This is a genomic window from Marivita sp. (assembly GCF_048006345.1).
Lineage (GTDB): Bacteria > Pseudomonadota > Alphaproteobacteria > Rhodobacterales > Rhodobacteraceae > Marivita.
In genome coordinates, this window is the sequence record NZ_CP180351.1 from 3,794,768 (window position 1) to 3,808,566 (window position 13,799).

At 58.7% G+C, this 13,799-nt stretch carries 13 protein-coding genes; 4 read left to right on the top strand and 9 right to left on the bottom strand.

What is annotated here, in order from left to right; all coding sequences use genetic code 11:
* Positions 1-25: 25 nt before the first annotated feature.
* From ACMVPR_RS18420 to ACMVPR_RS18450, 7 genes are all read right to left on the bottom strand, one after another.
* Positions 26-670 carry a DUF1523 family protein gene (locus ACMVPR_RS18420; RefSeq protein ID WP_300586082.1) on the bottom strand — a complete coding sequence of 215 codons (645 nt, stop codon included), beginning with the start codon at positions 668-670 and terminating at the stop codon, positions 26-28.
* 12 nt (positions 671-682) lie between these two features.
* Positions 683-949 carry a hypothetical protein gene (locus ACMVPR_RS18425; RefSeq protein ID WP_300586079.1) on the bottom strand — a complete coding sequence of 89 codons (267 nt, stop codon included), beginning with the start codon at positions 947-949 and terminating at the stop codon, positions 683-685.
* Positions 950-952: 3 nt separating this feature from the next.
* Complete coding sequence (locus ACMVPR_RS18430) at positions 953-2,287, bottom strand: DUF6638 family protein (RefSeq protein WP_416884057.1); 1,335 nt, start codon at positions 2,285-2,287, stop codon at positions 953-955.
* Positions 2,284-3,306: an AbiJ-NTD4 domain-containing protein gene (locus ACMVPR_RS18435; protein WP_416884058.1), complete on the bottom strand. Its 1,023-nt coding sequence runs from the start codon at positions 3,304-3,306 to the stop codon at positions 2,284-2,286. The genes ACMVPR_RS18430 and ACMVPR_RS18435 overlap by 4 nt, the downstream gene beginning before the upstream one ends.
* Positions 3,307-3,310: 4 nt before the next feature.
* The gene (locus tag ACMVPR_RS18440; RefSeq protein ID WP_416884059.1) at positions 3,311-5,245 is read right to left on the bottom strand and encodes an ATP-binding protein; all 1,935 of its coding nucleotides are present in this window, start codon (positions 5,243-5,245) and stop codon (positions 3,311-3,313) included.
* A gap of 76 nt (positions 5,246-5,321) precedes the next feature.
* Positions 5,322-6,440 carry a hypothetical protein gene (locus ACMVPR_RS18445; protein ID WP_416884060.1) on the bottom strand — a complete coding sequence of 373 codons (1,119 nt, stop codon included), beginning with the start codon at positions 6,438-6,440 and terminating at the stop codon, positions 5,322-5,324.
* A complete protein-coding gene (locus ACMVPR_RS18450; protein ID WP_416884061.1) occupies positions 6,437-7,513 on the bottom strand; it encodes a hypothetical protein in 1,077 nt (358 codons plus the stop codon). Before ACMVPR_RS18450 ends, ACMVPR_RS18445 begins: the two co-directional genes overlap by 4 nt.
* Positions 7,514-7,692: 179 nt before the next feature.
* Between ACMVPR_RS18450 and ACMVPR_RS18455 the strand changes: the two genes are divergently transcribed.
* The 3 genes from ACMVPR_RS18455 (at position 7,693) to ACMVPR_RS18465 (ending at position 9,868) form a co-directional block, all read left to right on the top strand.
* The gene (locus tag ACMVPR_RS18455; RefSeq protein ID WP_416884062.1) at positions 7,693-8,256 is read left to right on the top strand and encodes a hypothetical protein; all 564 of its coding nucleotides are present in this window, start codon (positions 7,693-7,695) and stop codon (positions 8,254-8,256) included.
* 125 nt (positions 8,257-8,381) lie between these two features.
* Positions 8,382-8,723 (top strand): cupin domain-containing protein, encoded by a 342-nt coding sequence (locus ACMVPR_RS18460; protein WP_292264490.1) that lies wholly within the window; start codon positions 8,382-8,384, stop codon positions 8,721-8,723.
* A gap of 23 nt (positions 8,724-8,746) precedes the next feature.
* On the top strand, positions 8,747-9,868 hold the full coding sequence (locus tag ACMVPR_RS18465; RefSeq protein WP_300586061.1) for a serine/threonine protein kinase: 1,122 nt from the start codon (positions 8,747-8,749) through the stop codon (positions 9,866-9,868).
* A 73-nt stretch (positions 9,869-9,941) separates the two neighbouring features.
* Here the strand turns inward: ACMVPR_RS18465 and ACMVPR_RS18470 are convergent, their stop codons facing one another.
* Both ACMVPR_RS18470 and ACMVPR_RS18475 read right to left on the bottom strand, forming a co-directional pair.
* Positions 9,942-10,934: an ester cyclase gene (locus ACMVPR_RS18470; protein WP_416884063.1), complete on the bottom strand. Its 993-nt coding sequence runs from the start codon at positions 10,932-10,934 to the stop codon at positions 9,942-9,944.
* Between the two features lie 140 nt (positions 10,935-11,074).
* Entirely contained in the window at positions 11,075-11,695 is a 621-nt protein-coding gene (locus tag ACMVPR_RS18475) for a helix-turn-helix domain-containing protein (RefSeq protein ID WP_292264493.1), read from the bottom strand.
* Positions 11,696-11,986: 291 nt separating this feature from the next.
* Here ACMVPR_RS18475 and ACMVPR_RS18480 point away from each other — a divergent pair, with 291 nt between their 5' ends.
* A complete protein-coding gene (locus ACMVPR_RS18480) occupies positions 11,987-13,747 on the top strand; it encodes a sensor histidine kinase (RefSeq protein WP_416884064.1) in 1,761 nt (586 codons plus the stop codon).
* Positions 13,748-13,799 lie beyond the last annotated feature (52 nt).

The window sequence follows — 13,799 nt, forward strand, 5'->3', positions numbered from 1 at the left end:
AAACCGCATCGCTTTGGCAAGCGGGTTACTTGGACTTCCAACTGTCCAGCCACCGCCGGAACCCGCTGCGACGGCGTGCGATGCCGTCGCCGACCGCATCGAACCCCTCTTCCACATCTTCCAGAACCGGGTCGATCCGCGCGATGCGGAACCGCCGCCAGCGCACCCAGACAGCCCAGAACAGCGCGGCCAAAGTCGTCAGGATCACGATATTGATCCACGGGATGATCTGCACATCCGGTCCGTCCACAGGTCGCACGCTGATCGCATTGGGGAAGATGGTGAAGAACTCGTTCCGCCAGCCATAATGCTTGATCACCACCCATTGCGGTGCGGCAGAGGTGCTGCGCAGATCAGCCGCTTCGGCCTGCAGGTTCGAGGTGTCGAACTTGAAATAGGGCGGCCAGCCCCAGCCCGTGTCCTCGTTGCGGTAAACCATCACGCGCCCGTTGTCGCGTACGGTCGAGATAAAGAACACGTCCCGGTTCGCCAGCGTGCCGTCGCTGCCCACATCCGCCTGTGCCCAGAACCAGCGGTTCTCGCCCGGATCAATCCGGCGCACATCGGTTTCCGTGATCCGCGCGATGTCATGCTGCGGCAGCGTGTAATGCAGGAACGAACCGAACAGCACCCAGAAGGTCAGGATGATGGCCCATTTGAAATACCCCACGGCGTCGTCCCCTCAGTGGAAATTCGTCAAGTAGATGATGACAGAGATAACCGTCAGCGGCACGATATACACCCCCAGAATGAGCTTTCGCCGCAGCGACCCGTCGTATTCGCGCAATCCCGCCTCCACAAAGGTCTCCCGGTCGCCCTGCTGGATCTCCTCGTCCCACTCCCTTTCCAGCTTGTCCCGCCGCACCGAGCGGGAATAGAGCGAGAGGCAGATATAGACCACGCTCAGGACCAGAAATCCAATCACCAGCAACCGACCAAGTGCAAACATACCCTACCTCCGAACCGCGCCCCAGGGGCCCACACGCGTGATGATATCGTCGCGGATCGGCGTCGGTTCTTCAAGCGGCGCGTCATGGCCGAACAGCGCCTCCCGCGCGCCGGCCTTGTCGGCGACGTATTCCCGCGTCAGGAAATCCACCACATAGGCGCGCTTTGTGTCCGTCCACCCGCGATAAGCGGCGTAGAACGCCTCCTTGTGGCAGATGTAAAGCTGCCGGATATCCTTGGGCGACAGCTCGGACAGCAGCATGTTCACCAGCGTCGCATCCTTTGTGTCACTGGCCCGCAGCGTGTAGAAATACGCCGGGTTGTCGCTCGCGATCCGGGGCCACTTGGCATCCCCATCCGCCCATTGCACCAGCTGGTTCAGCGCGTGCCATTCGGGGGGGAGCCGATCAGAGTACCGCCGCGCCAGCCCGCGAATGTCGCGCCGGGTCGACCCGGTCAGGTCGATCTCCGCCTCCTGCGCAATATCCACAACGATAAAATCCATCTTCTGCCGCAGGATGGCCGAGGCATCGATCCCCCGCGCTTTCACAATCGGCTCCACCAACCCGTTCAGGTCCAGAAACTTCGCCACCTTGTTCCGATCCCGCAACCCGAACGTATAGGCAATCGGCAAGCCCGGCACGACATCGCCCGCACAGATCGCCGCTGGATGCTCCACAGCCCGAAACACATACATCCCGCCGAAATGGCTGGTGTGGAAGTTCTCCTGTTTGAACTCCATCTGTTTGAGCCGCACCGGATTGCGCACCACATCGCCCGTGCGTTTCGCCAAGGTAATCATCTCCGCGATCAGCACATCATCGTGCCAGCCGTCAGGCTCTGTCTTGAACCGATCCACCAGCGCGCCCAGCTTTTCCGCATCGCGCACCGTGCCGCTCGTCGTGTCCGCCTCGATCTTGATCGTGTGAATATCGAACAGCCGCTCCGGGTTCGAAACGTCGAACACCGTGTTCACCAACTCCCCCGCAACCGCATCCTTGGCGGTCAGCGCGAACAACTGGCTTTCATTCGCCTCGATGAACTGCTTTAGGATATCCCGCGAGGTCGAGAATTTCGCATCGAGCAGCGGTGCCGTCTTCTGCTGCGTCGTCAGCAAAATAAACTGCCGGTTCACCCCGTTGTGGTTAAGGTACAGAGGGTCGTCCAATTCGTCCCCGATCTCGGGCGAGAAACCGGAGATGTCGATATGGAAATCGGTCTGGGCCGTGGTCTTGCCGGTGAGATGTTTCAGCGCCCGGTTATACCGTTCGACCAGCGCCGGGGAGGTGACATGGATCAGGTTGCCGAACATCAGACCGGATTGGATGAGGCGGTTCATGTTGTGATATCTTTTTTGATAGCGAGTCTGGAGGCCAATAGTTTTATCCAAGACATTGCTTGTTCAATGGCCCAGCTGGTTTGATCTGCCTTGAGAGTTGGCATTGGCTCCTTTCCCGGGCCATGCCCCAAAGGATTTCGGACCCTCGTAAAGTATAGTTTAAGAAATTCAGCTTCCCATGGTGAAATGAACTGGCATTGTTTTTTTGAAATATTGTCGATGAATCCGTGAGCGCCTTTTTCGCTCCCATGTGTTACGTCCAGTTCATCTGAAATAATCTTCAAGGCGCTTTCAAGTGCTCTTGCTGAATACAATGCGGGATCTTTACCGCCTCCATCACGCAAATCAAGCGCTTCCTTCATGTCGATATCCACGTTTTCCCAAAGTGGCTCAGAAACAAGACTCCAAAAGGGCTGTTCGATTTCTTTGGAGATTAACTCATCAGTTTCAATTTGTATGAACCCATTGTGATAATTTAGCGGGAAGCGCGCTGATCTAAAGCGTATATTAAGCTCTGATGCAGCGGCCTCGTATTTCGCCCTGCCCGTTTCAAATTTTTTCTTAGTTTGAGAAATCATGGATTGATTTGTGTGGAGAAATTCCTCTGATTTTTGAACTTTCTCCAGAATTGAGCGCAGGCCGACTTCAACCAAACTAAGCCTATTTTTGACAAAAGCGTCAATATCAATACTGTCTGTTGGACCGCGCGTAATCCAATTTCGACAAATTTCTATCTCAGGTCTTTTATGTGTTTCTTCCCGACGATACTCGCCAATCCCAACGTGTATTTTATAGTAAGGATCGCTTAGCCACCTTACGCCAAGCTCATTCGATACTTTCTTGTGTAATTCCTGCCAAAACGTTTCACTCAACTTCATTTGTGAGTCGGTCTCTTTCCAATATGGATGGAACTCTTCTAGAATTGTAAAGGATTGATGGAAGATCCTTTTTTCCCTATTCGAGTAGTGAGTGAACAGAGGCGTATTTTCATATCGAATAGCGAAAATGTCAGTCAGCAAAACGTCACCCCTTACCCTCCAAATACCTCTTCTTCGCCTCTTCCGTCCGCCCGAAGTCCCGCACCATCGCCTCGATCGCCACCTCATCCGACTTGTCCGCATAGCGGAACTCGGAATCCGCGTAGCGGTTGATCTCCTGGATCACCATTTGAGTCGTGATCGGACGCCGCAACTCCTCAATCATCGCCGCCTTCCGATCATAGGGCTGGAACAGGAACAGGTCCGGTTGCTCCATCCACTCATCCGGCAGTTCGAAATCCATCGCGCGAACCTTCACCGCGTCGGTGATGTTCTTGATCGCCCGGCCCGTAAAGCGCGGGTCGGCCTCCTGAATGGCCTTGAGATAGGTGCCCATCTTGGCAATCGTATCGAGCGCGCCGATCTGCGCCGACACCCGGTCGAACACTTCCATCAACCCCGGTTCCTTGGGCCGGTTGTGCGATTCAAACGACGCCGCCACCGCCTTCTGGATCTGTTGCGCGGCGTACAATTCGTGATCGCCCAGCGGGATGTCGTGCTTCTTGCCCATGAGCAGCGCAAGAATGTCGATGTAATCCTCCCGCGTCTGCGGCCCGTCCACAAGGAACCGCGCCCCCGCCCGCTGCCGCAACGCATCGTCCACGTTCTCCGGGAAGTTCGAGAACATGCCGAAGGTGCAGTTCCCCCGCACCACGGTGTTGGCCCCGGCAAACGCCTCCATGAACACCGCCGTGACCTCCTGCTGCCCCGCGCTGGACTGCCGGTCCCCCCGCTTGCCCGCGATCTGGTCGATGTCGTCGATGGTGCCGAACCCGATCACCGACGGGTCGAGCACGTTGTTGATAAACGCCTTCGCGTTCTGCCCCGACTTGCCCTGGTAGCTGTCGATATTGTCGATGCCAAAGTTCTGATACCGGAACGTATAGCCCGCGTTCTGGCAATACTCGTGGATCATCCCCGCCATCATCTGGATGAGCGTCGTCTTCCCCGTCCCCGGCGCACCGTCGCCCATGAAGGTGAAGATGAAGCCGCCGAGTTCGGCAAACGGGTTCAGCCTACGTTCAAAGTCATAGGCCATCAGCATCTTCGCCAGCCGCATCGCCTGATACTTGGCGATGTGGTTGCCCACCACCTGATGCGGCTTCTTGAATTGCATGGTGAGCGTGGTGCCTTTGGCCTTCGTCGCGGGCGTGAAGCCCCGGATCGTCAGGTCATCCGCCTCCACCCGCCAATTGGCCGAAGTAAACGCCCCCGTCCGCGCGCCGTTCTGGGCGCGCAACGCGATCCGCTCCATCAGCTGCTCAGCCAACGCCAAAACGGTGGCCACCATGCGCGGCTCGTCCGTCGCGTGCAAAGCCAGCTTCTGGTCCAGTTCCCAAAGCGCCCCATGCAAGGCAAGCTGCGCATTGTCGGTCAGAACTTCCTGCACCTCCCCTACATCGACACTCACTTCCGACGCCTGCGATGCCAGCAGAAACGCCGTCGCATTGGCAAACACATAGCCAACCGCCAGAGCCTCACCTTCCAGGAGCGCCGAAAACTCCGCTTTCCGATCCGCCCCCAGCGCGCCTTGCAAATTCGCCCGCTTCATCTCGCCCAACGGCGTCGCGTCCGAAAATGCCTCCCCCACCGCAAGCGCAATCCCAAGCGCCCGCCGCAGCCCATGCATTACCGACGCCTGCGCAGGCGACACGAGCGGATCATCTCCATCCGCCCCGGCAATCCGATCCAGCAGATGCACCCCCTCGGGTCGGGCCGTAGACCGTGTCACCAACCCCGGCGTGGTCGATCGAAACCGCCGCCGCGTGCCGATCCCCGATGACCGCTCCACGGCGGCAGGTTCCGCCCCGGACGCCACCCTTGGCGTGTGATCGAACCCCTCAAGCATCGCATTGGCCGCCGCATAATGCTTGCGGATCGGTTCTTCGCGCAGCTCCATCAAATCGGACGTTACGGACATCTTGCGACGCTCCTATGCTTCATCTTGCCAAATAAACTCCCGCCGGAGGCTCCCGCAGCAAACGCAAGCACGACGGTCAATAACTCAACACCTGCCCCGCATCGTTCACCACGAACTTGCGGACGGTGGCAAATCCCGGCGGGTTCAATTCCGCCAGCGCCTGAAACGGCCGCTCCGGCAGGATCACCATGCGTTCCGTCGCCGTTGTCCCGGTCTCCGCGCCGCGTCCCGCAAACGGGTCCAGTGCAAACACCTCGCGGTCCACTTTGGAAAACCAGCCCGATTTCTCCTGCCGCACCCGCTCGCTTTCCAGCTCTTCAAGCGTCCAGGCCAGCGCCCAATCCTGCCCTTCGGGCGCACGCGCCTGTTCCAGCACCTCGCGGATCGGGCCGGACTGCTGGGTGAAGGAATGCGAATACATCGGACCAATGTGAAACCGCCGCAGCCGCTTGGGGTGCAGGTCGTCAAAGGTTTCGTCAAACCCCTGCGCGATGGTCAACAGTTTCAGCCCACCAAGCGATTGCGCCATCAGATGCGCCTGCACCTCGGGCCAGCGACGGTCGTCCTTCGGCAGCGCGTTGCGGCCACTGTCCTCGACCTCCATCAAGTAGATCGTCGGCAGGTTCACCTGGCTGTCATAGACCCCCCAATGCAGCAGATACCGCCGACGCGGCTCGGTCCCCGAGAGCCACAGGCATTGTGGATCATTGCGCGCCCAGTAGAGCTTGCCGCGCGCCAGTTCCTCGTAATAAAGCCGCTGGCTCAGGGTGAATTGCAGCCGCGTCGGGATCGCCTGATCGCCGATGATCTCGGCCACCATCTGGTCCTTCAGCGCATCGACCGAGAGCATGGTCCGCAAATGCTGATCCGCCTGCGCGGCGTCATTTGCCATGACCAAAAGCTCGGTTGTCGTCGGAAACCCGCTGTCCTTCACGTCCATCGTCAGGGACCCAAAGAACTGCCCGGTGTCCCGGCCAACCAGCAGGTACTTCATCGAAAGCGCCCGGAAGGTCAGGTTCAGCGCGATCACATAGCGCGTCAGAACCTCTACCTCGTCCTTGGTCAGCCGCTTTTCCACATGCAGCATCGCCGCCACGCGCCCCAAATGGGCGAGGATCTTTTCGAATTTCGCAAAATACCGGCGGCTGGCCTGAGTGTCAGGCAGCCCCCGGTGATCATCGGCCGCGGTGGTCATGCCCCATACAGGTTCTTGTCATGTTTCTCGACAATCGCCTGGAACCGGCGGGCAAAGCGTTCATCCGCCTTGGCCTTGGCCTCCAGCACCTCGCGGGCGAAGACCATGTGGTCCTCGTGGCTTTCCAGCATGTCGGCCATCTTCTGATTGGTCGCAGCCCCGATCCCGGCCATCGCAGTCTGGGCCTCTTGGTCGGTCTTCACCCCGATCTCGTTGATCCGGTGCGCGATGTCCTGCTGCTGCGCGGTCTTCAGTGACTTGGACAGCGCATCGTATAGCACCACGCGCTGTTTGGTGTCCGTCTGAAGTTTATTGATCAGCACCATCTGCGTCGCCGCCTGATTCTGGAGCGAGTCGATCCAGGTCTTGCCCTTCTCGATATAACGCTCGAGCGTCTGGCTCTTGGCCAGTTTGACCTGCTCGTCCTGCACCATCGCATTATACGCAGCGTTCAACTCGGCCAGTTCGGTTTCCAGCTTGGTGCGTGCGGCCGCGTCCTGTTCGACGCTGATCTTGTTTTCCAACTCGATGATCTTGGGGTCCATCGCCAGAATCTCGGTGCGCACGGTCTCAAGTTCACCCACGGTCGCCTCACGCTCGTCCAGCGTTTCGGCAAGGTTCACCTCAACCTTGTCTTTCTGCTCGTTCAGCAGGTTCAGTTGCCCCTGCAACAGAGTCACGATCACGTCCGACTTGGCGATCAGGTCCTGCAACTTGTCGTCGATGGACGCGGTCTTCATCCGCTCCTGCCGCATTGATTCGGACTTTCCAGCCGAGAAGATCCCGACAAAGCTTTCCCAACCCGTCTTCGACCGCATCTCGTCGAAATCCTTGGAAAACGCGGCGGTCACGTCGTCCAGCCCCATGATCAGTTCCGCGATATTCGCGTTCATCACATCGGTATGGGCGTGCACGTCTTCCAACGTTGCGTTCTCGATGTCGAAGGTGACGTCTGTGCCATCCTTCATCTTGGCGCGTGCAGTTTCAATGCGGCTGGTCAGTTCCGCGATCTTGGCCTGTGCTTCGGCCACCTGTGCCTGGCTTTCGCGCACTTGAGTGTCGAAATCCGCCATTCCAAATCCTCCAATCAATCCATCCGGTGCGGCATCAATGGCAACTTGGGGGTCGCCGAACCGGGTCTGGCAAAACAATCGCAAAACCCCGGTTGAAAGGGAAGCGAAGATCGCGCTTAAAGTTGCGTAAGGCGCGGTGCTTTGCCGGGTCGCCAAGACATCCGAACGGAGACTTTAGAATGAACAGATTTATGAGTTTTGCATTGGCCGCGGCGCTGACCCTGCCGTTTGCGGCGCAGGCAGACGAAATTTCCGATACGCTGCAATCGGCTATCGAAGCCTATAACGACGGCGACATCACCTATGCCCTCGAAGAGTTGGATTTTGCACGTCAGAAACTGATGGCCCTGCGGACCGAGGCGTTTCAGCAATTCCTGCCTCTGGCCCCCGATGGGTGGACGCGTGATGTAGAAACCGAAATGCAGGCAGGTCTTGCCATGATGGGTGGCGGCATGGGGGCGAGCGCCGAATACCGTGCGCCGGACGGGTCGCAATATTATTCGATCACCATGATGGCCGACAACGCCATGGTGGCCAGCATGGGTGCGATGGTCGCCAACGCCGCTGCGATGGGGATGAAGGTCGAACGCGTGGGTCGGCAGCGCGTGGCGATCAATGACGGTCAGGCGATGGCACTGGTCAACAACCGCATCCTCATCACAATCGAAGGCGGTGACGAGGCGCTCTTGATGCAGGCGATGGAGGGGATCGACTTCGACGCGCTGTCGAATTTCGGCAACTGACGAATTTGACCACCCGGTAAAAACCCGAAAGGCGTCCCCCTGCGACGCCTTTCGTCGTCTTTGGACTTGCTGCGTCCTCCGGTCTCGCGCATCCCTTGCGCAACCCAAACTCCGGAGTGTGGCTCATGTCCGACCTGTTTCTGCGCGTTCTGCCCTCGGTCGAGGTTGAGGAAGACGCCCCACCCGCGGACCGCGTGATCGCAGGCGCACCGCAATTCAAGACGTGGAACCTTGAAGACCGAGACGGGATCTACTGCGGCATCTGGGAAGCAACGCCAGGCCACTGGAGGATTTCCTATGACGAATGGGAGTTCTGTCACATCCTGTCCGGTCATTCGATCATCACAGATGCCGAAGGCACGGAATATGAATTGAAGGCTGGCGACAGCTTCATCCTGCGCCCGGGCTTTTCCGGGTCGTGGAAGGTCATCGAAACCACCCGAAAAGAATACGTGATCCGCACGTAACCACACCATCAAGGAAGAACCGAATGAATTGGTCGCCCGACAAGACCCAAGTCAAAAGCTGGAACGAATGGGACACCCTGCGTCACGTGATCGTGGGCCGTGCCGACGATTGCCATATCCCGCCGGAAGAACCCGCGCTGGATGCAAAAGTGCCCGAGGACAGCGACATGCGCGGCCAGTGGGGCCGCCGTCCGCAGGAAACCATCGACCGCGCGAACGAGCTGCTCGATAACTTCGCCGACATGCTGCGCAAGCGCGGGCTGCGGGTGGATCGCCCGACGCCGACGGATTTCTCGAAACCCGTCACGACCCCGGATTTCCACACCGACAGCCAGTTCGGCTGCATGCCGCCGCGCGACGTATTGCTGACCGTGGGGCACGAGATCCTGGAGGCGACGATGTCCTATCGCTGCCGCTGGTTCGAATACCTCTGCTACCGCCCGTTGATGCAGCAGTACTGGGAAGAAGACGTGAATTTCCGCCACGAAGCGGCCCCCAAGCCGCGCTTGACCGATGCGGATTATCACGCCGATTACCTGTCCGAGAAGATCGGCATCGAAAAGCGCCTCAAGTGGACCGCCGAGAAGTTCTTTGTGACCACCGAGGAAGAGCCTTTGTTCGACGCGGCCGACGTGCTGCGCTTTGGCAAGGACCTGATCGTGCAGCACGGGTTCACCACGAACCTCAAGGGCATCGAATGGCTGCGCCGTCACTTCCCCGACCACCGCGTCCGCGCGGTGAACTTCCCGGGTGACCCGTACCCGATCCATATCGATGCGACCTTTACGCCGCTGCGCCCCGGTCTGATCCTGAACAACCCGAACCGACGGTTGCCCGAGGAACAGAGGGAGTATTTCAAGAAGAACGATTGGGAAATCGTCGATGCCGCACAGCCCGCGCACAACACGCCGCCGCCGCTGTGTTATTCCTCGACATGGCTGTCGATGAACGTGCTGGTGCTTGACCCCAAGACGGTCTGCGTTGAGGCGTCCGAAGTCTACCAGATGGAGCAAATGGACAAGCTGGGCATGGAAGTGATCCCGGTCGATCTGCGCGACGCCTATGCGTTTGGCGGTGGCCTGCATTGCTGCACGGCGGATGTCTACCGGGATGGCGACTGCGAGGATTATTTCCCGGTCCAGTAAGGCTGGGTGCCACGTATTTTCGAAAACACGTGGCACGACATTTCGAAATGTCGTGCCGCTCCGACCCGTACGGTCAGCCTATCCGAACCGTACGGTCGAGCAAATCCACACCCTGCTGCGCCCAGAGGTGCAGCAGGTCTATGAAGATCCAGTTCTCGGCCAGTTTGTCCCCCTCACGGCGGTAGAAATCGATCACGCGGAACTCAACCCGTTTGCCCGTTGCGGGCATACCCATGAACCCACCGGTGAATTCGGCGGTGAAGTTGGGCCAGCCGAAGAACCCGCCGAAATGCCCCTCGGCCATCCTGCAGAGGTGACCGGTTTTTGACCGATTGGTAAAACTTGCGCGGAACGGTGCGGAATGCTGCTCGGCATAGCGCGGGATCGTGTAGGTGGCCCCAATCCCGGCGGGCCCCCACCAAATCATATCCTCATGCCAGGTGCGGCGCAGTTCCTCGACCAAGGGCAGACCAAGGTTCCAGTCGCCCAGATCGCCCACCATCACGTTGATGGCGTGCAGGGTCGCGGCGCCTTCGGCTTCGGGCGCATCGTGATAGAGCAGCCCGTCATGTGTGATGGGCCCCGGCTGCACCAGATTCGCGCCGGTCTGTGGGCCAAAAGGGTTTTGCCCGGCCTGCATCATCAGGTGGGGCAGGTCGAAATACATCACCTCTTCGGTGATTTTGCCGCCCTCGATCTTATGGAACGCGCCGAAGCGCAGCATGCCGATCTTGCTGGTCGGGCGAACGCCCCAGAGCGGCTGATCGAACAGGCCCATGAGATGACCCATGGACGCGACCCAAACCGCACCGTCCTCGGCCATGTGGTTTCGCCCGGCGAAGAACAGGTCGGTGCGACGTTGCAAGGAGGTCAGCGCCATCTTGATCGGCTTCCAGAACTGCGTTGCCACAGCCTCTGGTCCGACCAGCAGACCAACGGGGTGATAGCCGCGCCAGATCAGCTCGGGATGGCAATAGCGGGCGAGAACTGTTTTCGTGTCCTCAGCCCCGGACAAGGCGGCGTAATAGTCGCGGACAAGCTCTTTCTCGGATTGGAAGCCGGGCATGGCGGGCCTTTTGCAATCGTATGCAGTCTTGCCCACATTGCCCGAAATCCGCAAATCGGCAAGCCGAAAGTCGGACACCGGCCTTGGCTGACACCCAAGGACTGCGGCTCCGCCTTGAGGGGAGGACCTGTCTGGCGCGTTCAGGTCTGCGCGTAACTGATGATCGACAGATACCGGGCGGGCAGTTCCACCAACGTTTCCGGTCCATGCGGCGCATCCGCTTCGAAAAAGAGCGTGTCACCGGGGCGCAGGGGGTAGATCTTTGACCCGTGCCGGTAGTCGACCGCCCCTTCCAGCATGAAGATCGTTTCGATGCCGTCGTGTTGAAAGGTCTCAAACGTGTCGGACTCGGATGTGAGGACTATCAGGTAAGGCTCGACGATGACACCGCTTGTGTTTGCGCCGATATGACCAAGGAGGTTGTACTGATGCCCGGCCCGTGTGCCGGCGCGGTCGATGGTAACGCCCTGACCGGCCGGTGTGTGCACGGCCTCGCGCTTTTCCTCGAAACCACGAAAGAACGATGTGAGCGGAACCGACAGCGCATTTGCCAGCGTTTGTAATGTGGTGAGCGAGGGCGAGGTGTTGCCGTTTTCGATTTTAGAGAGCATCCCAACCGAGATCGCGGTCTGTTTCGACAGGTCGGCGACGGTCATGTTCTGCTGCTTGCGGAAGGCACGCAATTCGCGCCCAATGGCGACCTCAAGCACTTTCTCCAGTTTTTCAGTCGTGCGATGCGGGTTTTGTGTGAGTTTGGTCAAAGTTCACCCATTCAACGACACATAGTGCGAAACTGTGTTAGAGACCTCCGGTTGAAAAGGCCAGTACGGGTCGGTTGTGGCAATTTTCACCCACGCCGAACCATTGTAGATTTTTTTGAAGCAATCCCGGATTTAGTGCCCATTTTTGGGGAACTCAAAGAGACCCGACGCGTTCCATTCCGGGAACCAAATAAATCACTGAGGTCAAGCAGCAATGACACCGACGAAATTCGCGGCGATCCAAGAGCATGACTGGCGTGTGAGCGGCTGCGCTGCAGGAACATAGCTTTCATGAATACCGCAGGACCAGAAAACGCATCCTCGACAGCACGAGAAGGCGGAGCGAAGTCGCTTCGCCAAATGCTTGTTGTGCGGATCGGGTTTCTGTTGTCGCTTGCTTTGTTGCCGATCGGGCTTGTGGCGATGGGGCAAAGCTGGCGGGCGCTTCACATCACCAACGAAAATCTCGAAGCGTCGATCCACGCCCGCACCAGCGCCTTGGTCGAATCCGAACGGCGCGCCTTGCAGACAAAACTTGGAACGGCTTCGGCTTTGGCGGACACGCTTGGGGCCGCTGATCTTGGCACCGATGTCTGCACGGCCATTATGCAGCGGGTGCAGGAGACCAGCCCAAGGCTTGCCTTCGCGGGCTTTCTGGAAGCGGGCACGGTGTCGCGCTGCAACAGCGCGGGGCGCACATTCGATTTTCTACCCGATGCGCGGTCAGACGAGCTTTTTGAGCAACCGCAGCCCTATATCACCTACAGCGCACAAGGCGCCGTATCGCAGCTGCCAGTTGTGATCGTGGCCTATCCGAGTTTTTCGCAGGACGGGTCGCTCAAGGGGTTCGTGACCATTTCGTTCGAGACGGAACCGCTGGTTCAGGCCGACAGCGCCATTGCGGCCGACGGCGACGTGGCTTTGTTAACCTTCAACCAATTCGGTGACACCCTGTCGAGCTTTGCGCCGGACGGTCTGATCGAAGACTATCTGCCCGAAGGACTGGCCTTTGAAGGCTTCATCAACCAGGAGGATTCCTTTTTCACGGCTACGACACGGTCTGGAGAAAAGCGGCTGATTTCTGTCGTGCCGATCCTGCCGGGCGAGGTGTATGCCCTTGGCAGTTGGGGACAGGATGCCCTGCAGCGCACAACCTCGACATGGTTCACGATTTCAACTCTGCTTTTCCCGTTCCTGATGTGGCTGGTCGGGATCATCGTTGCGGTGATCTCCCTTAATCGGTTGGTGCTGCGGCACATCAGCGATCTGGGGCGACGCATGCGCCGCTTTGCAACCTATCGCGATGTCGAGTCGTCGGAAAAGATCGACGACGCGCCCAGTGAGATCCAGACGATCAATGAAACCTTCGAAGCCATGGCCGACCAGTTGCTGCGCGACGAAGCCGATCTGGAAAACGCGGTGTTCGAACGCGAGGTGTTGCTCAAAGAGGTGCATCACCGGGTGAAGAACAATCTTCAGCTGATCTCATCGATCATCAACATGCAGGTCCGTCAGGTGGCCAGCCCAGAGGCGGTTGCGGCCCTGCGGCAATTTCAGGACCGTGTGACAAGTCTCGCGTCGGTCCACCGGGCGCTTTATCAGGAACCGTCGCTGACCCGTATCCGGTTCGATGTGCTGCTGAGCGATCTGGTGGCGCAGGTCAATGCTGTCGGTACCGCAGATCAGACGCCGGTCGAGATCGAGCTGGATCTTGATCCGGTGACGCTTTTGCCAGATCAGACCAGCCCTTTGGCGATGGTCACAACCGAGGCGCTGTCAAATGCGTTCAAGTATGGTGGGCCCGGTCGCGACGGGGTGTTCCGTCTCAATGTGCGTCTCAAGGAGATCATCGACGGTTCGACGACACACCTGCGACTGAGCATCGAAAACAGCGTCGATCCAGAGGCCCGCACCGAACCGGGGACCGGTCTTGGCAAGCGGCTGATCCTTGCCTTTTCAAGCCAGTTGGATGGTGACCTTGTCTATATCGACGAAGAAGATCGGCATGGACTTATGATCACCTTCGACTATCAGCCGTTCTCACCGGAATAGATGAACGAAAAAAACGCGCCCAAAGTTCAGGGGCGCGCTTTTGCTGTAGTGG